The organism is Acinetobacter sp. 12966, assembly GCF_031196995.1.
Taxonomy (GTDB): Bacteria; Pseudomonadota; Gammaproteobacteria; order Pseudomonadales; family Moraxellaceae; genus Acinetobacter; species Acinetobacter geminorum.
Genome location: NZ_JAVIMC010000006.1, coordinates 185,490 through 211,731, shown reverse-complemented (window position 1 = coordinate 211,731; position 26,242 = coordinate 185,490). Strand labels below are relative to the sequence as shown.

Sequence of the window (26,242 nt, the reverse complement as noted above, 5' to 3'; positions counted from 1 at the left end):
AAAATCTATGCGCCAGTCCTAGGCGCATGTATGTTTACTGCTGGGTAAGCGTGTTTTGAGGGTTAAAAGTTGATGGCGTTTGTGCGGCAACAGAGGCTTTAAGATTGACCATAAATATTGCAAGTGCAGCAATCACACCCGGAATCGCAATTGCTAAGAAATTCATTTGGTGAGGAAGCTCAAATGTGAGCAGAGCTCCAGTTAAAACTGGTCCAATAATCGCGCCGATACGACCAATTCCAGATGCCCAGCCCATGCCAGTTGAACGAAGTGCTGTCGGGTAGAACTGTGCAACAAACGTGTAGAGTAAGATTTGTGAACCAATGGTGGCAGCGCCAGCAATCGCAATCAGGCTATATAAAATAAATTGTGGACTATTAATGCCAAGCAGAATTAAAGCTGCTGATCCCACAATAAACATAATGGTAATAACAGGTTTTAAATGGAATCTATCTGCTAAAGCACCACCACCAATTGCACCGACCATACCGCCAATATTGAGTGCAAACAGGAATAACATGCTCGCACCTAATGAGTAGCCCGCTTGCAGCATGAGTTTAGGTAACCAGCTTCCTAAGGCATACACCATGAGTAAGCACATAAAGAAAGCAATCCAGAACATAAATGTGCTGAAGGTACGACCCTGTTGGAAAAGCGCACGGACAGGTGCATCTGTTGTGGTGCTCTCATTTAATACCAATTGAGTATTGGCGTTTACCTGAGTTTGAGGTGCAATTTTGCTGACAATACTTTTAGCCTGTTCACTCTGATTAGATTTCACTAAAAAGGCGAGAGACTCAGGCAGAAATTTCCAGATCAGCGGGAGTAATAGCAGTGGAATACCTGCAAGTAAAAACATGATTTGCCAGCCCATATCCTTAACGAGCCATGCACCGAGTAGAGCAGATGTCATGCCGCCAATTGCGTAACCACTAAACATGATTGCGACTAATGTACTGCGGATTTTTTTTGGTGCGTATTCAGTCATAAGCGCGACGACGTTTGGCATAACGCCACCAATCCCAAGACCTGCAATAAAGCGTAAAATAGCAAACTCAGTTGGTCCTTTGGCAAAAGCACCTATAAAGGTAAATCCGCTAAATAAGGTGACACAAATCAGGATGGTCTTTTTACGTCCCAGTTTGTCTGAAAGTGTGCCGAAAATCATGGCACCGAACATCATCCCAAATAGCGCTGCACTGGCGAGTAAACCAGCTTCAACAGCAGTTAAAGACCATTGCTGCATTAACAGCGGAAGAGCAACTCCATAAATAACTAAATCATATCCATCAAAAATAATAATAAGTAAGCACCAGATTAAAACTTTCCAATGAAAAGATGTAAAACTGGCTTTATCAATTAACTCATTAATATTAACCTTGCTCGTATCCATTTTCTTCACCTCCAATTTGTGAAGCATCGCGTTATTTTTAAATAAACTATTTTGTTATTGGATTAGAGTCAAAAACCTAATTGATATATCTTTATGTCTTTAAGGTATTGTGCTTAAATTAATATAGGTATTTGAAAAATATAATTTATTTTATTTTCTTTATGGGTGTTTTTTATTGCGTTTAAAATAGAGTTAAATATTGTATAGTGAGAATTTTAAGGATTTTATAGGTGCTTTTTTATAGATTTCATTGAGGAGAATCACGCTTAAAAGTATCTTTAAATTTATATTATGAGTTGAAGCAAAAATATAAAAATAAAATACTAAAGTCTATTATTTAATTATTGTAGAAATTGATCTTAAAAATGAAATTTAATTTATATTAAATAAAAAATCGCCAAATCAGAATTAGCAAATTATTTGCATCCTGATGTGGCGATTGAGGCTTTATTTTAGTGGTGGGTGCTTAGATAAAAAATTTAATTTGTGGCTGGAGTTGAGCGTGGTGTGAGAATGAAATGGGCGATTACACCAATACAAATACCCCAAAAGACTGAGCTTAATCCAAGGAAATGCATGCCTGATGCAGTAGCTAAAAAGGTAATAAGTGCAGCATCGCGTTGACTATCATTTCTCATAGCAACAGAAATATTGGTGGCAATCGCTCCAAGCAAGGCTAAACCTGCCAGTGCTGCAACCAACTCTTTAGGAAGTAAGCTAAATAGCATGACAATACTGCCAGCAAATAAGCCTCCTAAAATATAAAAAATTCCATTAGCGATACCCGCAATATATCGTTTTTCTTTAAGTTCATGAGCGTCTTTACCCATACATAAAGCCGCGGTAATTGAGGCAAGCACAATGGTAATACCACCTACGCAAGCAACAGCTAAAGAAGCAATACTGGTGACAGTAATAATGGGTTTGGCTGGGGTGTCGTAACCGCTGAGTTTCATAATTGCCATACCTGGTAAAAATTGACCAGTTAAGCTGACTAAAATGAGAGGAACAGCGAGGTTCAGTGTTGAGTTCCATGTCCACTCTGGGCTAATCCACTGCGGAATCGCTAAACTAAAACTCACATCAACAGGGTTCATTTTTCCTAAAATGAGGCTTAATAAAACTCCGGCAGCTAATACCCAAATCATGGTATAGCGTGGCATTAATCGTTTGGCAATTAAAAAGACAATGAGCATGCTAAAGACAATAAAAGGCATGCTGTCGGACGAGGTAAATAGACCAATACCAAATTGAAAAAGAATACCAGCCATCATGCCCGCAGCGACGTCTTGCGGAATCCATTTTAGTAATTTGTCGAAGTAACCTGTAACGCCAATTAAAAAAATAACGATGGCAGAAGTAATATAGGCGGCTACCGCTTCATTCAACGAAACGTTTGGAAATAGAGTAACTAACAGGGCTGTACCCGGTGCTGACCATGCGGTTATAACAGGCGTTTTAAATTTAATCGAAAGATAAATACCTGAAACGGCGGCACCAATTGAGATTCCCCAAATCCATGACACCATCATGTCGGTGGATACATGGGCACGCTGAGCAGCTTGGAAAAAAATAATCAGTGGGCCTGAGTAAGAAATTAAAACCGCAAGAAAGCCAGCAACTGTTGCTGATATGGACCAGTCATTTTTTAATGTCTTTAACAGGGTTGCCATGTGTGATTGCCTCCATGCAAATCATGTTATTTACTCAATCATGCAAAAAGATCAGGGTTAACCCTGATCTCCACCTCCGACTGAAATAACCGAGCCAGTCATATATGATGCTTCGTCTGATGCAAGAAATAAAATTGCATTGACTTGTTCTTGAATTGTGCCATAACGGCCTATAAATGTTCGATCTATTGTTTGATCAACCACTTGCTGCATCCAGTCTTTTTCATTTTGACTTAACGGGTTGGCGTTACGCGGTACTTTGCGAGGCGGTGCTTCGGTTCCACCCGTCGCAACGGCATTGACTCGGATCCCATCTTTAGCATGTTCAAAAGCAAGAGATGCTGTTAAAGCATTTACACCACCTTTAGATGCCGAGTAGGGAATACGGTTAATACCACGGGTTGCAATTGAAGATACATTTATAATAACACCCGATTGTTGCTTAATCATGGCGGGCAAGACAGCGCGGCAGCACCATAAAGTTGGAAACAATGAGCGATTCACTTCCTTAATGATCTCTTCTTCGGAAAACTCTTCAAAAGGTTTCATCCAGATCGCGCCACCCACATTATTAATCAGGATATCTACCCGACCATAGTGTTCAATGGCTTTTGCAACTATCGCTTGCGCGCCTGCATAGGTTTCAAGATCAGCATTAATCGTAACAGCATCACCACCTGTACTCTGAATTTCTTTGAGAACGTCTTCAACGTATTCAGAGCGATCAGCCATGATGACTTGGCCGCCTTCAGCTGCAACTTGCAGTGCCACGCCACGGCCAATACCTTGGGCACTACCCGTAACAATCACAACCTTATCGGTAAATCTTTGACGGTTTGACATAGATAATTTCTCCACCTGTTAATTCGCAGAGAATTTTTCAAACAAGAAATTAGCAGGTTTGATATTTTCAGTTTCTAACCAGTCGCGTACAGCTTCTACCATTGGTACTGGGCCACATAGATAAACATCGACGTCGCCACCGTTTAACCATTCACTTTCAATATGACCAGTGACATAGCCTTTGCGTTCATGGTTACTCTCAGGGCTTGCGACCACAGTGCGGTATTCGAACCATGGAAATTTTGCCTGCAACTCATTGAGTTTTTCTAGAGCAACCAAATCAAAGTCATTGGTTACACCAAAGACTAAACGAACAGGCTGTTCTGAACCTTTTTCTTCAAGCACTTGTAACATCGACATAAATGGGGCAATGCCAGTACCGCCTGCCAACATCAGTACAGGACGCGCTACATTACGTAAATAGAAGCTACCGAATGGTCCGGTAAATGTCATTTTGTCGCCAGCTTTAGCATTTTTGCTTAAGAATTCACTCATCTTGCCATTTGGTACATTACGGACCACAAATCCCGTTAAGCGGTTGCCCGGTTTTGAGCTAAATGAATATGAACGGGTTTCGCCAGTTTCTGGAATTGCAACGTTAACGTATTGGCCTGCAAGGAAATGAATATCCGGTTGGCCATCATCAAGTTGAATATCAAATGTGATGGTTGAGTCTGATAAGTTTTCAACGCGGGCTAAAGTACCTTGGAAGCTATGAATTTCTGTTTTGCAAACATCTGAAGATGCTTGAATCTGAAATACGGCGTCTGAAGTTGGTCGACATTGGCAAGCAAGAATATAGCCTTGCTCAGCTTCTTCAGGGGTTAATGCGTCTTCAATATAGGTTTCTTCTGGCATGTCATAACTACCGGACTCGCAAAATGCGCGGCAAGTTCCACATGCACCATCACGGCAATCCAAAGGAATATTAATTTTTTGGCGATAGGCTGCGTCAGATAGGGTTTCGCCTTGAGCTACGCTAATGAAACGTGTAACACCATCTTCAAATTGAAGTGCGATATTGTGGTTTGACATGGCATGTATCCTACAAAAGATTTGAAACTTTTACCCTCAGCCAACAGTCCGCTTAGCTGAGGGGGTATGTCTTAAAGGTGGTAAATATCAATCACTTGATTGATGTAGTCATTTTTCAAAACGACATACTTGCTCAAGATTTTTGGTTGATCACCTGAAAAATCGATCACATAACGTGACATACCGAAATAGCTATAATTTGTCTTGTAACGGAAACTCAAGGTATTCCAGTTAAAGCGAACAGTAACTTTGTCGCCATCGCGCTCAACAACTTCAACATTGGCAATATTGTGGCTTGTGCGTGTGTCTGGCATGGTTGCCGATGAGCGTTCAGTTTTAATACGGAACACACGATCTTCTAAACCTTGACGGTCTGGATAATAAATAAGTGAAATTTCAGATTGTGGATCTTCAGTTAATCTATCGTCATCATCCCAAGCTGGCATCCAGAATGAAGCTTCTGGTGCATAGCATTCAATCCATTCATCCCATTGTTCATCATCTAAAAAGCGAGCTTCACGATAGAGAAACTGAGCAATATTTTCTAAAGTTGCTTTGTCTTGAGCACTCATGCTGTTTCTCCCTGATCAGCAATTTCTTTCTCTGATGCAATCGCGTGTTTCATGGTTTGCAACCAATATTGATGTTGGGCAAGATAAAGCCCTTCATCTTCAGTTTTGATACCACTTAACATGGGTTTTAAACCGATTTCGTTCGCTGCTTCGTCTGGTCCATAAATCCAATGTTTTGAACCACGACACATATCATTCCATTCAAGAGCAATACCTGCGTAGCCTGCCTGACAAGCACGGAATTCTTCTAAATCGTCTGGTGTTGCCATGCCTGAAGCATTGAAGAAATCTTCATATTGACGTATACGACGTGCACGAGCTTCAGGCGCTTCACCTTTAGGCGCGATACAATAAATGGTGACCTCGGTTCTATTAACCGAAAGTGGGCGAAGTACACGAATTTGCGAACCAAACTGATCCATCAAATAAACATTTGGATAGAGACAAAGATTACGTGAACGCTCAATCATCCATTTCGACATGGCTTCGCCGTATTTTTCGGTGTATTCGTCTGCTTTCGGGAAGTTTGGACGGTCTTCTGGGTTTGCCCATTGTGTCCAAAGCAACATGTGGCCATTTTCAAAGCCATACGAGCCACCGCCTTGTTTACCCCAAGAACCTGCACTCATGGCACGAATGTTATCTGCAGCTTGAGTTTCTTTACGGTGTTGAGTTGTTGCTGCATAGTTCCAGTGAACAGCAGAAACGTGATAACCATCGGCACCATTTTCAGCAGTGAGTTTCCAGTTACCTTCGTAGGTATATGTAGATGAACCACGTAAAACTTCTAAACCATGTTCAGACTGGTCAACAATCATATCGATGATTTTGGTGGTTTCACCCAAGAATTCTTCAAGTGAAGGAACATCGGGATTTAAGCTACCAAATAAGAAACCTTTGTAACTCTCAAAACGTGCTACTTTTTTAAGGTCGTGTGAACCATCTTGGTTAAAACAGTCAGAATAACCTGCTTCACTTGGATCTTTAACCTTAAGCAATTTACCTGAGTTGTTAAAAGTCCAGCCGTGGAAAGGGCATGTATACGTTGCTTTATTACCACGCTTGTAACGGCAAAGTTGTGCTCCGCGGTGTGAACACGCATTGATCATGGCATTGAGTTCGCCGTTACGGTTACGTGCAATAATGACAGGCTGACGACCAATATGAGTAGTGTAGTAGTCATTATTGTTTGGAATTTGGCTTTCGTGTGCTAAGTAAACCCAATTGCCTTCGAAGATATATTTCATTTCGAGGTCAAAAAGAGATTCGTCAGTAAACACTGAGCGATGAAGTTTAAATTCACCTGTATCGATGTTATCGACAAGTAATTCATCAATACGGTCAAGATGGCTAGTATTGATTACAGGAATACGTGGCATGTCCGTTCTCCGACTTTCCAAAAGTGTGGAAGTCACCAAGGCCTTAGCTACGGTCTAAAAGGCCTTGATATCCTAATATTGTCAATGAAGCGCATGAGTGCGCTGAGTGTTTAACCGTGAATTGATGAAGATGAATAACTGGAAGATTGGCAAAAGGCTTGTTCACAAAGCAATTCATCACTTCATCGGTTTGTTGCTTGTATATACCTTAAAAGAATGGTTAAACTGTGTCTAAGACTGAATTTGCATTTTTTTATATCTTAAAGGTATGGAAGCCTTATGGAACTAAGACATTTACGATATTTCGTGGCGGTGGTGGAAGAACAAAGCTTCACCAAGGCTGCTGAGAAACTATTTATTGCTCAACCACCTTTGAGTCGGCAGATCCAAAATCTGGAAAGTGAGCTTGGAATTCAACTGTTTGAGCGCGGAAGCCGTCCTTTACAGACAACCCCAGCCGGACATTTCTTTTATCAGCACGCTCTTAAACTTTTGTCGAATGCTGAAGAAATAAAAAGTATGACCAAGCGGATTGGTCTCATCGAAAGAAGTATGACCATTGGTTTTGTTGGGTCTTTACTCTATGGTTTACTGCCGCGAATCATTTATTTATTTCGTCAGCAGCAACCACATTTGAATATTCAATTGATGGAGTTAAGTACCACTGAACAACTACAGGCATTAAAAGAAGGACGTATTGATGTTGGGTTTGGACGCCTAAGAATTAGTGATCCTGCAGTGAGACGAATTCTTTTACGTAAAGAACGATTGGTAGTTGCTGCACATACGAGCCACCCAATTGCGCAGCGTACGGAAGGGGTATATCTGGCCGATCTCATTGATGAAAAGATGTTTATGTATCCCACTTCGCCGAAACCCAATTTTTCGACCCAGCTTTTAAATATTTTTGCCGAGCATAGTTTGGTTCCAAAAAATATGCATGAAATACGAGAGATTCAATTGGCTTTGGGCTTAGTGGCAGCGGGAGAAGGTATCTGTATTATTCCGGCAAGCGCCGATACCATTCGATTTCCACACTTAAACTATATTCCGATTTTAGATAACGGCGCGGTCAGTCCAATTTTTATTACAGCACGGGCAATGGACCGAAGTGAAGATTTACAGTCACTGTTTGATTGTATTTATCAGGTTTATGACTTAGAAGGGATACCTTACCAACGGACTGTCTTTACACTCGATCAGAACCCGATAGATGATTCAAATGGTATCGATCTTTAAATAAGAGAAGTGCATAGCTTCAAAGGTTGAAGCTATGCAGTTTTATATCTTATTGCACTTTCGCTGGGAAACCATCTTCTTCAAGTGCTTCGGTAATTTTATCGATGCTTTCACTGCTTTCAACAGTCACGATTTTGGTTGCTAAATCTACATCTACTTTTGCATTTGGGTCGATATCTTGAATCGTCGCAGTCACGCCACGAGCGCAGCCACCACAAGTCATATTTTCAATAAGTAGTTTCATGTTCATACTCCATCAAGAATGAGATGTTTGTTTGGATAACACTGAGTCTAAACCTTGTCATGATTGTAAGGTCAAGACCAAATTTTTAAAAAAATATGCTTGACCTTCCCATGATGGGAATCTGTATGCTCAATACAGAATATTAAATTTTGCAGATTTGCAGAGGTGTTTGATGGACTCAAAAACCACAAAATTGCCAGCATATAGTGAAACACTCTCAATTGAGGGCATGACTTGTGCCTCCTGTGTAGGACGTGTCGAAAAAGCACTTAAGAAAGTTGAAAATGTAGAGATTGCCAACGTTAATTTGGCAACAGAAAAAGCCGTTGTTTATTCAAATCAACCGATTCAGCGCGAAGCACTGGTTAAAGCAGTTGAACGTGCGGGTTATGATGTTCCAAAAGCTGCACCAGTGGAGTTGTCTATTGAGGGCATGACCTGTGCATCTTGTGTTGCACGTGTTGAAAAAGCCCTCAAAAAAGTAGACGGTGTTCAAGAGGCAACTGTCAACTTAGCAACAGAGCAGGCTTGGGTACAAGCAGATGCATCAGTCAATGTTGAAGACTTAATTCGTGCTGTTAAAAAAGCAGGTTATGACGCGAAAGCAGCTGAAAAAAAACAAGATGAGCAACTCGATAAAAAAGCTTCAGAGTTAGATCAGCTTAAAAAAGATTTGATCATTTCGATTGTGTTGGCCTTACCTGTGTTTATTTTGGAAATGGGTTCACATCTAATCCCAGCTTTTCACATGTGGGTCATGCACACCATTGGTCAATACAATAGCTGGCTTTTACAGTTTGTTTTGACCACATTAGTACTCGTTTTTCCTGGACGCCGTTTTTACCAAAAAGGGATTCCAGCCTTATGGCGTTTAGCACCAGATATGAACTCGCTAGTGGCTGTTGGAACTTTAGCTGCCTACAGTTTCTCAGTCGTGTCAACCTTTATGCCGCAAGTTTTACCACAAGGTACGGTCAATGTTTACTTTGAAGCGGCTGCTGTAATTGTCAGTTTAATTTTACTCGGGCGATATTTTGAAGCAAAAGCTAAAGGACGTACTTCGCAAGCGATTCAACATTTAGTTGGAATGCAGCCCAAAACAGCTCGTATTCAGCGTGACGGTCAAGTGGTGGAAGTTGCTGTTGTCGAAGTGGTCAGTGGAACTATTGTAGAAATTCGTCCGGGTGAACGTGTGCCAGTCGATGGTGAAGTAGTTGAAGGGCACAGCTACATTGATGAATCTATGATTACGGGTGAGCCTGTTCCCGTTGAAAAGATCGTAGGCCATCAGGTGGTCGGTGGTACGGTCAATCAAAACGGTACTCTAAACATTCGGGCAACCGCCGTTGGTTCTTCGTCTGTACTTTCACAAATTATTCGCATGGTTGAACAAGCCCAAGGTTCTAAACTTCCGATTCAGGGTTTAGTGGATAAAGTCACCATGTGGTTTGTGCCTGTAGTGATGCTAATTGCTGCAATTACTTTCTTGGTTTGGTTTATTTGGGGACCAGAGCCTGCGCTAACTTTTGGCTTGGTGAATGCTGTTGCGGTACTAATTATTGCTTGTCCTTGTGCGATGGGGCTTGCAACACCAACTTCTATTATGGTCGGTACTGGACGTGGTGCTGAGCTAGGTGTCTTGTTCCGTAAAGGTGAAGCTTTGCAGCTTTTACAAGAAGCACAAGTGGTTGCCGTTGATAAAACAGGAACGCTCACCGAAGGCAAACCGACACTGACAGACTTTAATGTGCAATCTGGCTTTGAACGTAACCAAGTGCTGACTTTAGTTGCCTCTGTTGAGGCCAAATCTGAACACCCAATTGCCCTTGCGATTGTGCAAGCAGCAGAAAGCGAAGGCCTAAACTTATTACCAGTAACAGCATTTAACTCGATTACAGGTTCAGGTATTGAAGCAGAAGTTTCAGGCCAAAAAGTACAAATTGGCGCAGATCGTTATATGCACCAACTTGGTTTAGACACCAGCTCATTCCAAGCGATTGCTGCTCAGTTAGGTGAAGAAGGCAAAACACCACTCTATGTTGCCATTGACCAGCAACTTGCAGCAATTATTGCCGTGGCAGACCCAATTAAAGAAACAACCTATGCTGCGATTGAAGCCTTACATAAATTAGGTCTCAAAGTGGCCATGATTACAGGAGACAACCGTCATACTGCGCAAGCAATTGCCAAAAAGCTGAACATTGATGAAGTCGTGGCCGAGGTTTTACCCGAAGGCAAAGTGGACACAGTTCGTCAACTGCAAAAACAATATGGTCGTTTGGCCTTTGTGGGTGATGGCATTAACGATGCACCAGCCTTGGCGCAAGCAGATGTCGGTTTAGCCATTGGTACAGGTACAGATGTTGCGATTGAAGCTGCCGATGTGGTGCTGATGTCAGGTAGTTTAAAAGGCGTGCCGAATGCAATTGCATTAAGTAAAGCCACCATGCGAAACATACGTCAAAACCTATTCTGGGCATTTGTATATAACGTAGCCCTAATTCCAATTGCAGCAGGTGCGCTATATCCAGCATTTGGTGTGTTGCTTTCACCGATGTTTGCAGCAGGTGCGATGGCACTTTCTTCAGTCTTTGTTTTAGGCAATGCATTACGCTTAAAACGCTTTCATGCGCCAGTAGAGTAAGCGTGCTGAAAATCAACTTTTGGTTTAAGATCATGACAGCAGGTCTTAAACCAAATTTAATATTTGAGGTGTGAGATGAATATCGGTCAGGCATCCAAACATTCAGGCATTTCAGCGAAAATGATTCGCTACTATGAAGAAATCGGTTTACTTGAAGCAGCTCAGCGTTCTGCTTCTGGCTATCGCATTTATTCAGAAACAGACCTTAAAACTTTGAATTTTTTAAAACATGCCAGAGAGTTAGGTTTTTCTTCTGAACAGATGAAAGAGCTTATTTCACTTTGGAAAAACACAGATCGGCATAGTGCAGAAGTGAAAGCCCTAACCGTCAAACACATTGCCGAATTAAAACAGAAAATTGCCCATCTCCAAGAAATGGTCAATATTTTGCAGGCTTCTGCTGATGATTGCTGTGGCGACCAACAGGCTTCTTGTGCCATCTTAGATCACATTGAAAAAGGTGTGGGTGTAAGCTAAGTTTCATTAAAATAAAAAGGAAAAATCATGGCTTATACTGCTTCTTGTCTTTGTAATGGCGTTCAACTGTGCATTAATGTCGAATTAGAACCCATCATGGTTTGTCATTGTAATCAATGCCAAAAAGCACAAGGGGCTGCTTTTGCTGCCATCACTCAAGTACAAAAAAGTGATTTAAACATTGTGCAGGGTGAAAATCTTTTACAGGCTTATTTTGCATCGCCTAATAAAAAGAGAGTGTTCTGTAAAACTTGTGGTTCACCGATCTGGAGTGAACGTCTAGATAAGCCAGAAGTGGTACGCCTAAGGGTAGGACTTATTAATGAAGAAATATCGACGCCAGTCATCTCTCATGCTTTTGTCAATTCACAAGTGAAGTGGTATCCAATTTGTGATACCGCTCGCCAATATCCAAATGGGATAGAAAACCCTTAAATATTAAGGTTAGATCGTATTTTATTCATTTGTAAAAAAACGTGAACAAGACTAGTCATGAATAAATAATGTGCTATAACTGTACCTAACGTAATCGTAATATCTCCTCGATCCACAGGGAAACTTGGGACAGGGCAAAAGATACGATAAGACCTTACATATAGCTAGCAAAGAGCAAACTAAGAGATGGATAGACACAAATCTTAACTTGCTCACCGTTGCAGAAAAGCCCGTGAAACGGGCTTTTTTAATGTCTTTTAAAAAGCTATTTCTCATTTAAAAATATCTTATATTTTTAAACTATTTATGAAAAAGTAATGTAAAAATCATAAAAAAATTGAAATATACAGACTATTCTGTATTGATTTTTATTTTAATTAACGGTACATTTAGTTAACGGTTTAAAGTTCAAGTTTAATAATGAACTCATGGTCGTTGTGGGAGATCTAAGAGCCTGCATTTTCCCCAAGATGCGGGTTTTTTTTATGCCTATAAAAAAGTATTCCTTAAATAATAAATATATAATTCGTTGTTATTTAAAGTATTTTAATCAGCCTACGATCTAAAGACGCGTAGGCTTTACATCTGGAAAATTATTTAAGCACGATAGGCAAGACAAGCTTGAGCACAGGCTAAACATGCTTTCGCACAGATCTGACAATGTTCATGCTCATGTTTGCTACATTCCGCTGCACAAAGTTGACATGCATTTGCGCAAAGTTGCATTGCTGATTCTGCTAGTTCAGAGTTTCTTAGTTCTAAAGACGTACAAAGTTGGCAGGTTTCTACACATGTCATGCAATGCTTAATACATTCACGCATCATATGAACATGTTCTTCTTGTAAACATGCAGCTGCACAAGTTTTACAAGCAATCATACATTCAATACAAGCTTGAATTGAGGTAGAGGCATTACAAAATAAAGAAGAGTTGGTTTCTCGTTGAATTTCCATAAAAGTTCTCCTGTCGAAGGCTATTATTAAAAAATGGAATATCGTTATATTTCCTATTTTAGAAGATCATTTTTAAGGCATGGCTGTTTGAGATGAAAGGTCTACAAATCGCTAATACATAATTAACCTCGTAGTAGAATGTTACATCCAGTTTTTAGTTAAAACGCTCATAATTGTTCATGTTAAGAGGGGATTTAAATTTAAGGATTGTGTTAAATTTAATTGCATATAATACTTTTGGCTAATTTCTTATTGTGTGAAAATTGGGCAGATTATCAGTGTGAACTTTAAGGGCACACGAAATGGAAAACGTTAATCAATATGCTCACGGAGCTGAGCATGAAGTCCACATACATTGCAAACGATCATTAAGTACTTTAATACTGAGTATGCTTGTATTAATTACAACAGGTCGTTAAAAGAAAAAGCACCTAAGGGTGCTTTTTCTATATGAGTTTAAAGTAAATACCTTCACTTAAGAGTTAATAAAGCCACGCCGTTTTTTGTAGGCTTTACGGTCATAAGAAGGGATGTTTGATTGCTGGAGATCAATCGCGAGTTGTTTCTTGCGTTGAAACTGAACTTCACTTAGAAGAGCAGCATAAATTTTGGGACGATCAGTTTTAAAATTTTCTACATCCAACGGAATCGTATCTTCATTTTTGACAATGTATAGCACAGAACCATTGCCATTCATTTCATAAACCGTCCAACCAACTCGTACAATGTAGAGTCCAGTTTTCTGATTCTTGCCTAAAAAAGATTTAAAACCATCTGGATGAGGGCGAACATAAGCATTCATCATGCATCCTCCATCATCTGATTTATTTGATGAAAGCGACAATCAAAGAATTGATGGGGAATGGGACATCATATTCAGTAAAATCACGACTTCTAATTGTTTATATATTGATCAATTTTCAAATTTCAAGTCAGAAAAAAGCGTTTATTAAATAAGCTGAATAAGAACTAAATATTAAAAATAACGACTTATTTTTCTGTGAAAAAAAGCTTGATTTAGTTGTTTAGCAAGCAGAAAAAATAGCGTTTATTCTATATTTGTGTGATCGATTTTGCATATTTAAAATTATTGAAATAGTAAGTGAATTTGTAGTCATGTGGAGTTAATTAATTGTTTTAAAATTAAAAAAATAAAATTCAATATTTCTTGTTACAACCATTATGTCGACAATAGATATTCCTTTTTGACATATTTCGCCTAGCATAACTAAAGAGTTCATTGCCTATGGTGTCATTTATGTTTATTGGACTTGTGGTCACCATTTTGTTGACTCCAGGCCCAACAAATACATTGTTAGCCTCGGCTGGAATACAAGCAGGGGTGAAGCAGTCTCTTAAACTTATTCCTGCTGAAGTGATGGGTTATCTTATTGCAATTACTTCATGGGGTGTTTTGCTTGAGTCAGTTTCACATTTTATTCCTTGGCTTCCTGCCTTATTAAAGTTAATAAGTGCAACTTTTATTCTCTACCTTGCATTTAAACTTTGGATAACATCAACAAATGACATCAAATTAGACACCCCACTGATTACACCTAAGGCTTTATTTGTTGCAACACTTTTAAATCCTAAAGCTTTACTCTTTGCTTCTGCTATTTTTCCACATGCAGCATGGGAAGTGCTTCACGTTTATTTTGTGCATATTGCTATTTTTTTATCATTAATTACACCCATTGCATTTTTATGGATTGCTTTTGGAACCGTATTAATTTCAAACAAAGTAACTTGGTTAAACCAACGTAATTTACAACGTACGGCTGCATTTATTTTAACTTTTTTTGCGATGCCAATCGGCTATTCTGCGATTAGCTCATTTTAAACTTAACCCATTATTTATATTAAAAAATTTATTTTTCAGGAGATTTTTATGAAAAGATTAAAAGTAATTATCAAGGACCAGTTTGATAAAGAATCAATTGCTTTGGCAAAAGTTAGACCCATGAATGACCATGCGCTTGAGCTTCATAAAAGCGTTGAACATATTGAAATTAATGACGATATTATTTTACCCAATATGGATTTGCTCTATGAAAACCCTAAAGACGGCAAAATTTATCAGTTAATTGGTCCATTCAGTGAGGAATAACTCTTAAATTAAATTTAACAATAACCATGAGTAGAGTTTGTGTTTGGTAGGGTCTTAATAGAACTCGTTTTATTTAAGAGGTGGTGAAAATTAAGCCAAACTAACGTATAGACACAATTAAAATATTGAACATCTAAAATGGTTATGGGACTATGCTTGTGTAAAAATGTGACCTAATCCACATTTTTGCATTTCAGGATTAAGTGGATTTCACTAAGCCCATTCCTTCAATGAGAAGTAGGAGTGGGCTTTTTTTATTCTTTAAATGTCTCATCTAAAGCCTGTTGAACGGCTTCGATACGTGATTTACACGCTTTATAAGCCGTAATAGATTCTTCAACAATTTTCATTAAATTATCGATATCTGGGCTTTCTTGAGATTCTAATAATTCGGCATTTTTCTTCAAAATGTCATGACCATCTTTAAACGTTAACTCTTCATTCTTCATTTGGAATTACCTGTGTAATGTTGGCTTCAACCACACCATCTTGCATCTCAATAGCAATGGCGGGGCTTGAAATTTGATGTATAGAGCGAATCGCTTTTCCTTCTGATCTCACAATTGCATAGCCCTTGGCTTGAACCTGCTTCGGGTTTTGCAAAAGGATTTCTTTCACTAACGATTCGATTTGGGCTAATGAGAATTTAACTTGTTGCTGTGAGCTAAACTGAATACGTTCTTTCATCTGGTCAAGCAAACGATGGGCCGAGCTAAGTTGACTCTGTGCCGAAGATTTTATGTGATGAAGCAGTTGATCATTCTTGCTTTGATAGGTCGTGATTTGATGCTGAGAAAGTAGCTTAATCGTTTGTAGACTATCTACAGCTTCTTGTACGCGTTCAATAATGTGGTTTCGGATACCAGCAATGACTTTACTTGGTGTATCAAATGAGCGATGAGAAATTTCATCAAGAATTGTACGGTCTTTTTCATGCCCGATGCCAACCCAAATGGGTACACTACGTTTGCAAAGTAGGGCGGCAAGTTCATAATCATTTAAATAAGCTAAATCATTCACCGATCCACCACCGCGAATAATCACAATCAAGTCAGGTGGAAAGCTAAACGCGCTGGCCCATTGTCTTAAACCTGAACCTAAAGATTCAATCAAACTGGTTGCAGCCGTGTTTCCTTGAAAAGTCGCTGTTTGATACACAAAATGGCAAACCCTATTTCGCTCAAGAGCATCTGCATCTTTTTTAAAGTCACCGAGGCCCGCAGCATTTTGAGGGGCAATGACTAAAACATTTTGAATATCAAAAGGAGTGGGAAGAAGTTTATTTTTATGGATTAAACCTTCTTGAGTAAGTCGTTCAATAATTTGCTGATAACGTTTAGCAATTTCACCCAATGTAAAGCTTGAGTCAATCTCTTCAATATTGACAGAAAATCCATATTGAGGATCAAAACGTGCTCTAATTTTGATGAGTACATTTAAATCACTTGAAATCTCAATCCCAGTTTCACGTTCGAACTTTAAAACAATTTTACTCGCTGAAAATTTCCAGATCGTGGCTTTACAGCTGGCAATAACTTTATCAGTCTCTGCATCTTTTTCTGCGAGTTCTAAATAGTAATGACCGCCCTTAATATTTAAATTTCGAATTTCTGCTTTTACCCAAACTGGCTCATCAAAAGCCACACGTATGACTTCCTGAACTGTGCCGAGATATTCACTAAGGGAAAACTGAGGTTCAGACATACGAACTAAAAATTAAAGGACCAATCTAGATAGTATAAAAGCCATCCAACCAAGGCAATTGTTGTCTATGAATATCGGGTTCTATTTAAAATAAATACAACAATTTAAAGAATTAAAAATTGAAATTGATATGTGAATTTAGACTGAATGGTTAAAATGAAAAAAATAATAAAAAGAGAATTGTTAATAATTACAACCGATTAAAAAATAAAGTTTGCTTTATAAAATATATGAGCGTATAAAGCTTACTTCCAATTGCGGGGTGGAGCAGTCTGGTAGCTCGTCGGGCTCATAACCCGAAGGTCGTTGGTTCAAATCCGACTCCCGCATCCAAAATATTATGCTCTGTGATGTACCACTTTTCATAATACGAAAATTATGAAAAGCAATTAGCTTATAAATAACCCTATATAAAGCTAAATATTAAATTCTAGACGAACTGTCCATACCTTAAATCTAGCGTTCTAATTACATACCGTAAAATCACATGAGCTCAGTGATGAGTGAATGATTGTGAATATAGTAAATGAGTGGCACATCGCCACAGCCGTAAATGGCAACGAAATTAATGTGAGGATTGTTCCTCATGTGCGTAAACAAAACTCTCTCGATGGATATCGTTGGGTCGAAGTTGGTAAAAAAATTCAACTTCAGTCTGGTGAAGAAATTGAGTTAAACCAAGATGGTAAAAGCTTCTATACCGGGTTTAATCAACTTTATCGTTTAAATACATATTGTTGATAAAACCATGGTAATAAAGCGAGAAAACCTATCTCCTTTAAAGGAGATAGGTTTTTTTACATCTACAGTCTATATAAATAATTAAAGTTATAAAAAAGTTGAAGTGATTAAAAAAATTGTCTTATTATTTTAATTATATTTAATAACTCAATTAGCCTGCTCGCCAGAACTGGCGACCCATAACCTTAAAATTTTTACCGTTCTCTTCTGTCACGCGTCGGTCTCTAAATTTTTCATTTAAGCTATGCAAAATTAAAGAACCATCTGCTTCTTTAAAAATCTGTTTAATCATCCCTTCGCCAGCAAAGTAAACCGCATAAATCTCGCCATCAATGACTTCTGTTTGAGAGATATCAATACCCACCAAATCTCCGTCTTTAATGTAATCTGTCATGCTATCGCCCTTAGCTTTAATAATACGCATGCATTCTTGAGCAACGCGTTTTTCTTTAAAGAATGAAGCAGGGAATGGAATTTTTCCATTAATAGCATCAAAGTGAAATTCAATAGATTCACCTGTCCCGCAAGAAAAGTTAGCTTCTACAACTTCAATCCAAACATACTGATCAGTAGATTCTGCACTCACTACAGTCGGGCTAAATACATCACTTTCTCTAAAAGAATCTTCAGTATTCCCCGTCGTTAACCAATAACCATCTACTCCTAAAAATTGGGCAATTAAAGGAAGAAATGCAGATTTTAAATTTTTCCCTGACTCTAAAGCCTGATAGGCGGGTTGCGACATCTTTACAGCTTCTGCCACTTCAGCCTGAGTTTTTTTGGCTTTAATTCTAGAGTCTTTTAAACGGTCTTTAAGAGCCATAATGGTTACACCAGTAAACTTATAACAAATATATAACTTAAGTTATATCTAGTAAAACAACTATAGTTATTGACTAATAATAACTATAGTTATAATATCAGTTATATCTCAAGATGAATAGAGAAATTTAAGAGGTGTCTAAGTCACTATTTATCGCTTTATCAAAACTTTGAGATGCAAGCTAAATTTATTTTGTTTCTATAGGTAGCAGAATAAAAGGGAGATAGCTCAATTATTATTTGCAAACAGGCTATCAAAACAAAAATTGGAATAAAAAAAAGCCCGATTCCGTGGATCAGGCTTAATGTTCGTCGATAAAGGGTATCAAGAACATGAAGAATTTAACAAAGATTGTGAGTCCTAACAAAAGTTTCCGATATACGGCAAAGCTTTATATGAACTTTTTGGTCAAAAAATTAAGGCGTGTAAAAAGTTTAATTCCAAAAAATTTAATACTTTTTTACATTTTAGGAAAATGAAGTATTTGTTTATAAATTAATGTCTTAAAGGTGATTTGTTTGGTTCTTTAAGCTTGTTGTACTCGTTGAAACGTTTCGAACACATATTTGTAGCCATAGCTTAGCTATATTGCTCAAAGAATGTATCAAAACCTCAAGAATAACAAACGATAAAGACGCCTTATTAACGAGTAAGTTGAGTTGGAGATAGTGAATGACTACAGCAATGCAGAACAGAGCTAAACAACTTAAAAATGCAAAACGTGGAGGGTATATCCCAACAATTGCCAAAGACGTGAACAAATATAAGGTACAAAAAATAAAAAGGGCACTTGAGGAGGCTAAGCGGATTGTAAATGAGCTTGAAGATGAAGCATTCGAATTCGATGATCAAGTCTCTATGCAAAAAGCGATTGGTGCAATCACAGTGATTGAGTTGATTGAACAAGCCTTAAACGGTGCACACTAACAGGCTTTAGCATACAAACATTTTTTCTCGGACCCCTGAAATAAATGGGGTCAAGGATAAGTTCGTCTTGCAATTTAGCGCAGCTTTAAAGCGTTAGTGTTTTTTATTGACTGTAATAAAGAAAACGAAGGGTATTAATAAACATTGAAAACCGCAAGCTGGTCAACGTGATGAGTTTTTAAGTTTTACCCTTTAGCGCAGGACAAAGTCATGGAAACAGTTTCTAGCAGTGGGTTAGCCACATTTTTAAATTTTTATAGTATTGCAATTATGGTGGCTCTAGCAGTCAGCTTAGTTGTCGCAGTTGTATTAATGATGCGTTTCCCTCGTTCTCCACAAGAATGGATTGTTGCTCTCATCTGTACAGTAGTTTCAAGCCTTACAGGCGGCTCATTCATTATTATGAAATGGAACCTGCATGAATGGGTATCCGATATTTGGGGAATGATCACCCTATCTGGATTCTTCTTTATCTGTGGTTTACCGGGCTGGGCTATCGTGAGATGGATATTTAACTTCATCAATAAACAAGAAGGTAAAACGATTGTAGAGGTCATCAAAGACCTAAAAAAAGCAAAAGATGATCTTCAAAATAGCTAAAGACAGCTTTAAATATAAAGGTAGAATAAAATGAATATTGACCAATACTTAGAAAAAATTATCAGCCGAGAAGGCGGATATGTTAACCATCCATCAGATCATGGCCATGCGACTAAATTTGGCATTACAGAGGCAGTCGCTCAATCGAACGGATATCAAGGCAATATGCAAGACTTGCCATTAAGCGTCGCCAAATCTATTTATAAGCAAAAATATTGGCTTGAACCCCAGTTTGACCAGATTAATGCGATTAGCCCAGCTATTGCAGAAGAGTTACTGGATACAGCTATAAATTGTGGCGTCAATTTTGCAAAACCTTTATTACAACGTGCTTTAAATCTGCTGAATAAGCAGGGGAAGGAAGGGTGGCCAAATCTTGTGGTAGATGGCCAGTACGGGCCTCTTACTTTACAAGCATTGGCTACGTATTTAAAAAGACGTAATAAAGAGGGAGAAAAAGTATTTGTGCGTATTTTAAATATTATGCAAGGACAGCATTATATTGAAATTACCGAGAACAATCCTAACTATGAGGATTTCTTTTACGGTTGGATATTAAACAGAGTAACACTCTAAAATGTATTAGAAGAGAACATGTTGAGAGAACAAAAGAAGTAAAAAGCCTAACCATGAGTTAAGGCTTTTTAACAAATAATAGATCGAGCAATGCTTTATTGTGCGATAAGTAAAATCGCAAGAAGAAAGAAAATAGCACCACTAATTTTATTGAGCATCGAGAAATTATTTCCGGATAACATTTTCTCTTTGAAAATCGAAGAAAAATTTGCGTAAACTAAATGAATTAAAAAGCCAATAAAACAGAAGGTTAAAGAAAGAATTAAAAATTGATTTAAAATCTCTTTCTTGATATCAATAAATTGAGGGAAGAGTGCGATAAAAAATACGATTGTTTTAGGATTAAGCAAAGATGCGAATAGCCCCTGATAAAATAATTTAGATTTACTTACAGCTTTATCGGTTTGTTGATCAGTCATTAACTCTTGGGTTGCAAGTTTTTTAGTAAAGTTTTTATATCCGAGATACATTAAATAAAATGCACCAATAAACTTTAAAACCGTAAAAATAGTAGGGTTACTGGTAATAATAAGTCCTACACCGCTGGCAGAAATTACAGCAATCACAAACATACCAATAATTAAACCACTTATTCCAAACAAAGCAGTTTTAACACCATAGTTAATTGAATTTGTGACAGTAAATAAAACTCCCGGTCCTGGGCTTAATAGGGTAAGAAATGCTATAGTTATAAATACTAAAAGACCGCTCACGCTGATATATCCTATTTATAAATTGAGGCAAGATTGTGCGGTTACTTTAAATGAGAAAATAATCGGTGTATACAGAAGGTTATGTATATTTAAGCCTTAAATAGATTAAATATTTAAAATATAGATTTTTATAAACAGGTCAGGAAAGTAAAACTATAAAAGTGAAAGCAACATAAACACACAACCTTAAAAATTGAGCGTGTTAGTATGTTAAGTCTATACCTCAAGAAATCTATAATATGACGAAAAATGAACGGCAGTTTAAATCTGGCGAGTTTCAATTTTCCTTTTTATCTTTTAAATATTGGGGTATATGGTTTTTAGCTTTTATTTTGATGTTATTCGCGATGTTACCTTGGTCTATTCAATGGCGTCTCGCTAATTTTTTATCAAAAATAGCATGGATATCTTTAGGTTCGAGAAGAAAAACAACACTACGTAATTTACAGGCATGTTTTCCTGAAAAAACACCTCTACAGATTGAAACAAAGGCCAAGCAAGTTTTCGTCGACACCTTAACTGGTGTGTTTGAAGCCCTAAACGCATGGTACTGCCCAAACTGGTTTAAAAGCCGTGTTCACATAGATGGGTTAGAGAACTTAACCAATAATCAGGAAAATGGCGTACTTTTATTAGGTACCCATAGTACGCTTTTAGATGCAGGTGGGGCGGTGTGTACTTTATTTTTTAATATGGATGTGGTTTACCGACCACAAAATAATCCATTTTTAGATTTTTTGATTCATCGTAGTCGGGCCCGAGTGTATAAAAATCAGATTGCTCGAGACAATATGCGCGGGCTCATACAAAATCTTAAGCATGGCCATGCGATATGGTATAGCCCAGATCAGGATTTTGGCCTCAAGCAAGGTGTAATGGCATCATTTTTCGGTATTCAGGCCGCTACAGTTACAGCCCATCGCAGACTAATGGATATCTCAAAAGCAGCGGCAGTTCCTTTATATTTTTATCGAAGCGGTAACATTCGTAATCCGCAATATCATGTTTTAGTAGAGCCAAAATTGGACAACTTCCCAAGTGGCTGTGAAGTCAGTGATGCTGAAAGGGTAAACAAAATTATTGAGAACCAAATTCGTATTGCCCCAACACAATACATGTGGTTTCACCGACGCTTTAAGACACGTCCTGCTGGTGAACAGAAATTCTATTAATGTGTAAATAATTAAATGTATTTCTTTCAATTAAAATATAAAATATCTGGTTTTTAATTGAAAGATCTTTAATTAAATCAATACGAAAGACGAAATGTAAACAGCATAGAATTTTTCTCGCTTTAATTATTTTGAATAACGATTGCAAATGATTTTGAAGCGTGTATAGTCGAACATAACTAACAAAATATTCTTGTCATCATAAATTTCTTTTTCGCAGTTTTATTTATAAGTCTTCGGTTCATTCAGATATTTAAGTTTTCACGTCTATTTTTTAGTTAAATTGGTTTCCCCAATAATAAGTTATAATATTTTAAGATTTAGGATAAATATATGTCTACTACTACTGGTACAGTAAAATGGTTCAATGAAACTAAAGGTTTTGGTTTTATTGCAGCTGATGAAGGTAAAGATATTTTTGCTCATTTTACCGATATTCAAACACAAGGTTTTAAAGTTCTCTTGGAAGGTCAACGTGTTGAGTTTACTGTAGTACAGGGTAAAAAAGGCCCACAAGCTTCAAATATTGTGATTCTTCAGAATTCATAACTTGATAGGGCATCTATAGTTGCTTTAAACATATTATTTAAATAGAATATGTTTAAAGCTAAAGTGCTTTGATAGAGTTTAAGAAAACCCACCATATCTTGTGGGTTTTTTATAAGTTTTAATTAAACTTATCTTTAAAATAAAAAGCAGAATAAAAATACGCTCTTAAAAGTACTTCTAAATTTTTTGTTAAAATATAAGTAATTAGGTATATGGTACTAAAATGGATATTTGTATTGGCGGCATTTTTGACGGTCAAAAAATAGAAAATCACAATGATTTTTTTAAGATAGAAGAGCATTACTCCGATAACAGTTCGAAGTATGTAAAACAACATTTTCACTTATTTGGAAAAATTTTTACTTTCTGGGTCTGTGATGAGATTGATCTGCAACAGGCAATCAGAAAAGCTGAGAGAATTTTAGCGAATAAGAAAGAAACTCTTTAGTTGTTTGAACTAGAACACTTCTGTGCCTTAATTTGGTTTAAAGATTTTCTTATTAAGTAATAGATATTCTTTATATAAGCTTAATAGAATTCATTACAGAATTTTTTACAATACTATTGTATACGTTACACAGCTTAACATTTTTTTTGTGGTATTTACTAACAATAGTAATACATTAGGCTTAAGCTAGAGTTGTTTTATTTATTGCGCAAATAAAACAAAACCCATTTTAATAATTTATATTATTAAAGTGGGTTCTTTATTCAGACGGTCATTATTAATTCAACATTCATAATTAAATTATAGATAATATTTCTTTTTATAAGCCTCTCTTAAGAAAGGAAAACATTTTAAATGTTAAGTGCAGTACAGCCTAGTATTTGTTTCATTGGAAGTAGTAATTTAGCTTTGGCGTTAATAGGAGGATTAGTTTTAAAAGGATTTCAAAAACAAAAGATACATTTGATTGAAGAGAAAAAAATTAATGATTTAAATATTTTAAATCAAAAAGAAAATGGTTTAAAAAAAGCTGAAATTGTAGTGTTGTTATTAGATCCTAAACAGCTCAAAGAGACACTTATTCCCCTCAAAAAAGCGTTAGCAAATAAAATGATTGTTTCTATGATGGCAGGGATTGATATTGCTAACTTGACTCGTTTTACTGGTTCGAAAAAAATTGTTCGTGTAATTTCAAATCCTCCTGTACTAACGCATACGGGGACCCATGTACTTATTGCGTCAGAGCAAATGGACCAGCTTGATAAAGACTTAATCGAAATGCTCTATTCTGCAACGGGTCAGACTTTTTGGGCGCCGTCTGAAACTCAGACAGACGCAATTATTGCTTTATCTGGTTCGGGACCGGCTTATTTTTTCTATATTTTAGATAGCATGATAAAGACAGGGGTTTCTTTAGGTCTTGATAAACAATTTGCTCTAGATTTAGCACTCCAGGCGGCTAGTGGGGCAGTTGAAATGGTCCGTAAAAGTAATGTCCCGCCAGCAGATCTGTGTGGCAAGGTGACGTTGGCTAACGGGATTACCGAATCAGCACTCAGAATGTTTGAGTTAGGAAATGTATCTGATGATATACGTTTAGCTATGAAGGCCGCATATCATCGTAGTAAAGAAATCACTTCAGAAATTATTACTGAGGTGAGTTAACTCTTCTTGAGCAAACTAGGCTTTTAAAAGGTATTCCCAAATCACGAAGCCTAAGCCAAACCCAATAAAAGAGTAGAGAGTAATAATAAAGAATACAAAACTGGCCTTATTTTTTTTCTTCAAAATGTTCATGGCGATGCCTCCAATTCAGATTAATTACATTTTGAAGAATTGAAGGCTGTAATCATAGATACAGAATTTTTCAAAAAAAATATAACAGAGCTATGATCTGTTATATTTTTTAGGTTTTCTCTTGGTAAATATTTTAAAATCAATAAATTAAGTAATTAACTGTACGCGTTTAACCTTTTTATTCAATTAACATTAAATCGGCAGTATTAGCAGATTTGAGAGGGCGTAGGGCAAAGGTCGAACGTGTGTGTCGAATCCCCTTAATTGAATAAAGCTTTTTCCTTAAAAATCGTTCGTAATGGTCAGCATCTTTGACTGCTACTTTAACCAGATAATCGTAGTCGCCTGTGACGAGGTGAGCTTCTACAACTTCAGGTATATCTGCTAATGCTTCACTGAAATTTTCTAGCATTTCGTCATCGTGGCGCTCTAAAGTAATTTCAATAAAAAAGACTTCATGAATGCCAATCGCTTTTGGGTTTACGTTTACCGTATATCCTTCAATAATTTTTAAAGTTTCCAGACGTTTCAGTCGAGTCCAGCACGGAGAAGATGAAAGACCTACTTCTTCGGCCAGTTGAGCAACGGTTAAACGGCCATTTCCACGCAATGCAGATAAAATTTTCCGATCTATACGATCTAGTGTGTATTCTGTTCTGTTCAAAATATAAACCAAAGAAGAATCTTCTGATAAAAATCAATATACTTCATTTTTATGCTGCGAATGTTTAAAATTTTTTAAAAATACAGGAAACATTTTGAGTCAAACGTACATACACTATTTCTATGCATCAAACCTTTCTGGATAGAGGTTGGGATGGAGCAAAGAGCACTGTTTCAGTAAGGGTGACTAAACAGTGCTCTTTGCGGATTTCATAAAAGAACAAATAACCATTTTTAAAGAATGAAATTATCTAATGTATTAATTGCTGTTTCTAGCTGATCATAATGGTGAATTTTTTCATCGGCTACAGTAGAGCAGATAGAAGGATCTGGGTGGAAAAAGATAGTTTTCATTCCGGCTTTATTAGCACCTTCAATATCGGCTTTAGGGTTATCTCCTACAAAAATACATTCATTAGGAGTACAACCAAGCTCTCTACATGCATACTCAAATATCTGTCTATCTGGTTTTCGCATACCTACGGCTTCTGAAACGATAATTGTAGAAAAAAACTCTTTGAGACCGAGTGCATAAAAATTATTTTCTTGGAAGGGGGATTTGCCATTAGAAACTAAGCCTAATTTATATCCTTTGTTATAAAGATTTTTAATTGCTTCAGGAACGCTCTCAAATGAAGAGCAAAACTTATTAAAGTCATTAACATAGGATTCAAGTAAGAAATCGACGCTAAAAGCTTGGATACTAAACTCTTCAATTAATTGGGAATAAACTAAGTCCTTCCAAACATTTCCATTGTTATCTAACTCAATAAATCTGGCGATAAAATTTTGCTTATTTTGTTGTGATACCAATTGAAAAAAGTTTACTTGCCATTCAACAAATTTTATAAGTGATGTATTTCTGTCCAGTAAAGTTTGATCTAAATCAAATAAAATAATATTTGGCATTTTGAGTGTTATAAAATTTTTAGATAAAGACAGTATAGCCGTCTATTTGATTTAAGAATTTTCAAATTTTGTGCTTACTATGTATTAAATTAAATAATAACTTTTATTTATCAATTGAAGAAAAAC

The 26,242-nt window shown here is 37.2% G+C and carries 30 protein-coding genes, 1 tRNA gene and 1 pseudogene; 16 read left to right on the top strand and 16 right to left on the bottom strand.

Features of this window, described 5'->3' with window-relative positions; translation table 11 throughout:
* Nucleotides 1–34 precede the first annotated feature (34 nt).
* From RFW85_RS01150 to benA, 6 genes and pseudogenes are all read right to left on the bottom strand, one after another.
* Nucleotides 35–1,393 (bottom strand): aromatic acid/H+ symport family MFS transporter, encoded by a 1,359-nt coding sequence (locus RFW85_RS01150; protein WP_309171069.1) that lies wholly within the window; start codon nt 1,391–1,393, stop codon nt 35–37.
* 479 nt (nt 1,394–1,872) lie between these two features.
* Nucleotides 1,873–3,066, bottom strand: coding sequence for a benzoate/H(+) symporter BenE (gene benE, locus RFW85_RS01145; protein WP_309171068.1), 1,194 nt, complete (start codon nt 3,064–3,066; stop codon nt 1,873–1,875).
* Between the two features lie 57 nt (nt 3,067–3,123).
* Nucleotides 3,124–3,909: a 1,6-dihydroxycyclohexa-2,4-diene-1-carboxylate dehydrogenase gene (locus tag RFW85_RS01140; RefSeq protein WP_309171067.1), complete on the bottom strand. Its 786-nt coding sequence runs from the start codon at nt 3,907–3,909 to the stop codon at nt 3,124–3,126.
* 18 nt (nt 3,910–3,927) lie between these two features.
* On the bottom strand, nt 3,928–4,944 hold the full coding sequence (gene benC / locus RFW85_RS01135) for a benzoate 1,2-dioxygenase electron transfer component BenC (protein ID WP_309171066.1): 1,017 nt from the start codon (nt 4,942–4,944) through the stop codon (nt 3,928–3,930).
* Between the two features lie 52 nt (nt 4,945–4,996).
* Nucleotides 4,997–5,516 (bottom strand): annotated as a pseudogene (benB, locus tag RFW85_RS01130) (benzoate 1,2-dioxygenase small subunit).
* Nucleotides 5,513–6,895 (bottom strand): benzoate 1,2-dioxygenase large subunit, encoded by a 1,383-nt coding sequence (gene benA, locus RFW85_RS01125; RefSeq protein WP_170247906.1) that lies wholly within the window; start codon nt 6,893–6,895, stop codon nt 5,513–5,515. The pseudogene benB and the gene benA overlap by 4 nt, the downstream one beginning before the upstream one ends.
* Before the next feature lie 106 nt (nt 6,896–7,001).
* On the opposite strand from benA, the gene RFW85_RS01120 reads away from it, so the two are divergent.
* Both RFW85_RS01120 and RFW85_RS01115 read left to right on the top strand, forming a co-directional pair.
* On the top strand, nt 7,002–7,130 hold the full coding sequence (locus RFW85_RS01120; protein WP_002011251.1) for a hypothetical protein: 129 nt from the start codon (nt 7,002–7,004) through the stop codon (nt 7,128–7,130).
* Between the two features lie 44 nt (nt 7,131–7,174).
* Nucleotides 7,175–8,134 (top strand): LysR family transcriptional regulator, encoded by a 960-nt coding sequence (locus tag RFW85_RS01115; protein WP_170247905.1) that lies wholly within the window; start codon nt 7,175–7,177, stop codon nt 8,132–8,134.
* 49 nt (nt 8,135–8,183) lie between these two features.
* Here the strand turns inward: RFW85_RS01115 and RFW85_RS01110 are convergent, their stop codons facing one another.
* The gene (locus tag RFW85_RS01110) at nt 8,184–8,384 is read right to left on the bottom strand and encodes a heavy-metal-associated domain-containing protein (protein WP_086223908.1); all 201 of its coding nucleotides are present in this window, start codon (nt 8,382–8,384) and stop codon (nt 8,184–8,186) included.
* Nucleotides 8,385–8,550: 166 nt separating this feature from the next.
* Here RFW85_RS01110 and RFW85_RS01105 point away from each other — a divergent pair, with 166 nt between their 5' ends.
* The 3 genes from RFW85_RS01105 (at nt 8,551) to RFW85_RS01095 (ending at nt 11,934) form a co-directional block, all read left to right on the top strand.
* Nucleotides 8,551–11,022 carry a heavy metal translocating P-type ATPase gene (locus tag RFW85_RS01105; RefSeq protein ID WP_170247904.1) on the top strand — a complete coding sequence of 824 codons (2,472 nt, stop codon included), beginning with the start codon at nt 8,551–8,553 and terminating at the stop codon, nt 11,020–11,022.
* A gap of 75 nt (nt 11,023–11,097) precedes the next feature.
* Nucleotides 11,098–11,499, top strand: coding sequence for a Cu(I)-responsive transcriptional regulator (gene cueR / locus RFW85_RS01100; RefSeq protein ID WP_001020650.1), 402 nt, complete (start codon nt 11,098–11,100; stop codon nt 11,497–11,499).
* A gap of 27 nt (nt 11,500–11,526) precedes the next feature.
* Entirely contained in the window at nt 11,527–11,934 is a 408-nt protein-coding gene (locus RFW85_RS01095; RefSeq protein ID WP_170247903.1) for a GFA family protein, read from the top strand.
* Nucleotides 11,935–12,531: 597 nt separating this feature from the next.
* On the opposite strand, the gene RFW85_RS01090 is transcribed toward RFW85_RS01095, so the two are convergent.
* Together RFW85_RS01090 and RFW85_RS01085 are read right to left on the bottom strand one after the other, a co-directional pair.
* On the bottom strand, nt 12,532–12,888 hold the full coding sequence (locus RFW85_RS01090; RefSeq protein ID WP_086266309.1) for a four-helix bundle copper-binding protein: 357 nt from the start codon (nt 12,886–12,888) through the stop codon (nt 12,532–12,534).
* Nucleotides 12,889–13,363: 475 nt separating this feature from the next.
* Nucleotides 13,364–13,693 (bottom strand): hypothetical protein, encoded by a 330-nt coding sequence (locus tag RFW85_RS01085; RefSeq protein ID WP_170247902.1) that lies wholly within the window; start codon nt 13,691–13,693, stop codon nt 13,364–13,366.
* Between the two features lie 441 nt (nt 13,694–14,134).
* Here RFW85_RS01085 and RFW85_RS01080 point away from each other — a divergent pair, with 441 nt between their 5' ends.
* Nucleotides 14,135–14,728, top strand: a complete 594-nt coding sequence (locus RFW85_RS01080) for a LysE family translocator (protein WP_032006561.1) — start codon at nt 14,135–14,137, stop codon at nt 14,726–14,728.
* Nucleotides 14,729–14,776: 48 nt separating this feature from the next.
* Complete coding sequence (locus tag RFW85_RS01075) at nt 14,777–14,995, top strand: hypothetical protein (protein ID WP_004709788.1); 219 nt, start codon at nt 14,777–14,779, stop codon at nt 14,993–14,995.
* Between the two features lie 254 nt (nt 14,996–15,249).
* On the opposite strand, the gene xseB is transcribed toward RFW85_RS01075, so the two are convergent.
* Together xseB and xseA are read right to left on the bottom strand one after the other, a co-directional pair.
* Nucleotides 15,250–15,444, bottom strand: coding sequence for an exodeoxyribonuclease VII small subunit (gene xseB, locus RFW85_RS01070; protein WP_002119890.1), 195 nt, complete (start codon nt 15,442–15,444; stop codon nt 15,250–15,252).
* The gene (xseA, locus tag RFW85_RS01065; RefSeq protein WP_309171065.1) at nt 15,434–16,699 is read right to left on the bottom strand and encodes an exodeoxyribonuclease VII large subunit; all 1,266 of its coding nucleotides are present in this window, start codon (nt 16,697–16,699) and stop codon (nt 15,434–15,436) included. Before xseA ends, xseB begins: the two co-directional genes overlap by 11 nt.
* A gap of 256 nt (nt 16,700–16,955) precedes the next feature.
* Here xseA and RFW85_RS01060 point away from each other — a divergent pair.
* A tRNA-Met gene (locus tag RFW85_RS01060) sits at nt 16,956–17,032 on the top strand.
* A 174-nt stretch (nt 17,033–17,206) separates the two neighbouring features.
* Nucleotides 17,207–17,440, top strand: a complete 234-nt coding sequence (locus RFW85_RS01055) for a hypothetical protein (RefSeq protein ID WP_005070233.1) — start codon at nt 17,207–17,209, stop codon at nt 17,438–17,440.
* Nucleotides 17,441–17,591: 151 nt separating this feature from the next.
* On the opposite strand, the gene RFW85_RS01050 is transcribed toward RFW85_RS01055, so the two are convergent.
* Nucleotides 17,592–18,263 (bottom strand): LexA family transcriptional regulator, encoded by a 672-nt coding sequence (locus tag RFW85_RS01050; RefSeq protein ID WP_002119885.1) that lies wholly within the window; start codon nt 18,261–18,263, stop codon nt 17,592–17,594.
* A 672-nt stretch (nt 18,264–18,935) separates the two neighbouring features.
* Here RFW85_RS01050 and RFW85_RS01045 point away from each other — a divergent pair.
* From RFW85_RS01045 to RFW85_RS01035, 3 genes are all read left to right on the top strand, one after another.
* Nucleotides 18,936–19,190: a hypothetical protein gene (locus RFW85_RS01045; RefSeq protein WP_309171064.1), complete on the top strand. Its 255-nt coding sequence runs from the start codon at nt 18,936–18,938 to the stop codon at nt 19,188–19,190.
* Between the two features lie 210 nt (nt 19,191–19,400).
* Nucleotides 19,401–19,790, top strand: coding sequence for a hypothetical protein (locus RFW85_RS01040; protein WP_002119864.1), 390 nt, complete (start codon nt 19,401–19,403; stop codon nt 19,788–19,790).
* A 30-nt stretch (nt 19,791–19,820) separates the two neighbouring features.
* Nucleotides 19,821–20,366: a glycoside hydrolase family 108 protein gene (locus tag RFW85_RS01035; RefSeq protein ID WP_170247900.1), complete on the top strand. Its 546-nt coding sequence runs from the start codon at nt 19,821–19,823 to the stop codon at nt 20,364–20,366.
* 95 nt (nt 20,367–20,461) lie between these two features.
* Here RFW85_RS01035 and RFW85_RS01030 read toward each other — a convergent pair whose 3' ends face one another.
* Nucleotides 20,462–21,079, bottom strand: a complete 618-nt coding sequence (locus RFW85_RS01030) for a LysE family translocator (RefSeq protein ID WP_170247899.1) — start codon at nt 21,077–21,079, stop codon at nt 20,462–20,464.
* 239 nt (nt 21,080–21,318) lie between these two features.
* Between RFW85_RS01030 and RFW85_RS01025 the strand changes: the two genes are divergently transcribed.
* The 4 genes from RFW85_RS01025 to RFW85_RS01010 all read left to right on the top strand — a co-directional run bounded on the left by RFW85_RS01025 (nt 21,319) and on the right by RFW85_RS01010 (nt 24,412).
* A complete protein-coding gene (locus RFW85_RS01025) occupies nt 21,319–22,251 on the top strand; it encodes a lauroyl acyltransferase (RefSeq protein ID WP_170247898.1) in 933 nt (310 codons plus the stop codon).
* Between the two features lie 333 nt (nt 22,252–22,584).
* Nucleotides 22,585–22,800 (top strand): cold-shock protein, encoded by a 216-nt coding sequence (locus RFW85_RS01020; protein ID WP_032037901.1) that lies wholly within the window; start codon nt 22,585–22,587, stop codon nt 22,798–22,800.
* A 223-nt stretch (nt 22,801–23,023) separates the two neighbouring features.
* Nucleotides 23,024–23,248 (top strand): hypothetical protein, encoded by a 225-nt coding sequence (locus RFW85_RS01015; RefSeq protein ID WP_032037905.1) that lies wholly within the window; start codon nt 23,024–23,026, stop codon nt 23,246–23,248.
* A 354-nt stretch (nt 23,249–23,602) separates the two neighbouring features.
* The gene (locus RFW85_RS01010) at nt 23,603–24,412 is read left to right on the top strand and encodes a pyrroline-5-carboxylate reductase (RefSeq protein WP_170247897.1); all 810 of its coding nucleotides are present in this window, start codon (nt 23,603–23,605) and stop codon (nt 24,410–24,412) included.
* Nucleotides 24,413–24,427: 15 nt separating this feature from the next.
* Here RFW85_RS01010 and RFW85_RS01005 read toward each other — a convergent pair whose 3' ends face one another.
* The 3 genes from RFW85_RS01005 to RFW85_RS00995 all read right to left on the bottom strand — a co-directional run bounded on the left by RFW85_RS01005 (nt 24,428) and on the right by RFW85_RS00995 (nt 26,116).
* On the bottom strand, nt 24,428–24,544 hold the full coding sequence (locus RFW85_RS01005) for a hypothetical protein (RefSeq protein ID WP_108008433.1): 117 nt from the start codon (nt 24,542–24,544) through the stop codon (nt 24,428–24,430).
* A gap of 178 nt (nt 24,545–24,722) precedes the next feature.
* Nucleotides 24,723–25,208, bottom strand: a complete 486-nt coding sequence (locus RFW85_RS01000; RefSeq protein ID WP_031945309.1) for an Lrp/AsnC family transcriptional regulator — start codon at nt 25,206–25,208, stop codon at nt 24,723–24,725.
* A 233-nt stretch (nt 25,209–25,441) separates the two neighbouring features.
* The gene (locus tag RFW85_RS00995) at nt 25,442–26,116 is read right to left on the bottom strand and encodes an HAD family hydrolase (protein ID WP_170247895.1); all 675 of its coding nucleotides are present in this window, start codon (nt 26,114–26,116) and stop codon (nt 25,442–25,444) included.
* Nucleotides 26,117–26,242: the final 126 nt, after the last annotated feature.

Excerpts from the sequence above, each read along its gene's own strand:
- RFW85_RS01025 (WP_170247898.1), top strand. The coding sequence starts at position 21,319 with ATGACGAAAAATGAACGGCAGTTTAAATCTGGCGAGTTTCAATTTTCC.
- RFW85_RS01035 (WP_170247900.1), top strand. The coding sequence starts at position 19,821 with ATGAATATTGACCAATACTTAGAAAAAATTATCAGCCGAGAAGGCGGA.
- RFW85_RS01115 (WP_170247905.1), top strand. The coding sequence starts at position 7,175 with ATGGAACTAAGACATTTACGATATTTCGTGGCGGTGGTGGAAGAACAA.
- xseA (WP_309171065.1), bottom strand. The coding sequence starts at position 16,699 with ATGTCTGAACCTCAGTTTTCCCTTAGTGAATATCTCGGCACAGTTCAG.
- benC (WP_309171066.1), bottom strand. The coding sequence starts at position 4,944 with ATGTCAAACCACAATATCGCACTTCAATTTGAAGATGGTGTTACACGT.
- RFW85_RS01140 (WP_309171067.1), bottom strand. The coding sequence starts at position 3,909 with ATGTCAAACCGTCAAAGATTTACCGATAAGGTTGTGATTGTTACGGGT.
- RFW85_RS00995 (WP_170247895.1), bottom strand. The coding sequence starts at position 26,116 with ATGCCAAATATTATTTTATTTGATTTAGATCAAACTTTACTGGACAGA.
- RFW85_RS01075 (WP_004709788.1), top strand. The coding sequence starts at position 14,777 with ATGAAAAGATTAAAAGTAATTATCAAGGACCAGTTTGATAAAGAATCA.
- xseB (WP_002119890.1), bottom strand. The coding sequence starts at position 15,444 with ATGAAGAATGAAGAGTTAACGTTTAAAGATGGTCATGACATTTTGAAG.
- RFW85_RS01040 (WP_002119864.1), top strand. The coding sequence starts at position 19,401 with ATGGAAACAGTTTCTAGCAGTGGGTTAGCCACATTTTTAAATTTTTAT.
- RFW85_RS01080 (WP_032006561.1), top strand. The coding sequence starts at position 14,135 with ATGGTGTCATTTATGTTTATTGGACTTGTGGTCACCATTTTGTTGACT.
- RFW85_RS01110 (WP_086223908.1), bottom strand. The coding sequence starts at position 8,384 with ATGAACATGAAACTACTTATTGAAAATATGACTTGTGGTGGCTGCGCT.
- RFW85_RS01045 (WP_309171064.1), top strand. The coding sequence starts at position 18,936 with ATGACTACAGCAATGCAGAACAGAGCTAAACAACTTAAAAATGCAAAA.
- benA (WP_170247906.1), bottom strand. The coding sequence starts at position 6,895 with ATGCCACGTATTCCTGTAATCAATACTAGCCATCTTGACCGTATTGAT.
- RFW85_RS01010 (WP_170247897.1), top strand. The coding sequence starts at position 23,603 with ATGTTAAGTGCAGTACAGCCTAGTATTTGTTTCATTGGAAGTAGTAAT.
- RFW85_RS01020 (WP_032037901.1), top strand. The coding sequence starts at position 22,585 with ATGTCTACTACTACTGGTACAGTAAAATGGTTCAATGAAACTAAAGGT.
- RFW85_RS01095 (WP_170247903.1), top strand. The coding sequence starts at position 11,527 with ATGGCTTATACTGCTTCTTGTCTTTGTAATGGCGTTCAACTGTGCATT.
- RFW85_RS01105 (WP_170247904.1), top strand. The coding sequence starts at position 8,551 with ATGGACTCAAAAACCACAAAATTGCCAGCATATAGTGAAACACTCTCA.
- RFW85_RS01085 (WP_170247902.1), bottom strand. The coding sequence starts at position 13,693 with ATGATGAATGCTTATGTTCGCCCTCATCCAGATGGTTTTAAATCTTTT.
- benE (WP_309171068.1), bottom strand. The coding sequence starts at position 3,066 with ATGGCAACCCTGTTAAAGACATTAAAAAATGACTGGTCCATATCAGCA.
- cueR (WP_001020650.1), top strand. The coding sequence starts at position 11,098 with ATGAATATCGGTCAGGCATCCAAACATTCAGGCATTTCAGCGAAAATG.
- RFW85_RS01015 (WP_032037905.1), top strand. The coding sequence starts at position 23,024 with ATGGATATTTGTATTGGCGGCATTTTTGACGGTCAAAAAATAGAAAAT.
- RFW85_RS01055 (WP_005070233.1), top strand. The coding sequence starts at position 17,207 with ATGATTGTGAATATAGTAAATGAGTGGCACATCGCCACAGCCGTAAAT.
- RFW85_RS01050 (WP_002119885.1), bottom strand. The coding sequence starts at position 18,263 with ATGGCTCTTAAAGACCGTTTAAAAGACTCTAGAATTAAAGCCAAAAAA.
- RFW85_RS01150 (WP_309171069.1), bottom strand. The coding sequence starts at position 1,393 with ATGGATACGAGCAAGGTTAATATTAATGAGTTAATTGATAAAGCCAGT.
- RFW85_RS01005 (WP_108008433.1), bottom strand. The coding sequence starts at position 24,544 with ATGAACATTTTGAAGAAAAAAAATAAGGCCAGTTTTGTATTCTTTATT.
- RFW85_RS01090 (WP_086266309.1), bottom strand. The coding sequence starts at position 12,888 with ATGGAAATTCAACGAGAAACCAACTCTTCTTTATTTTGTAATGCCTCT.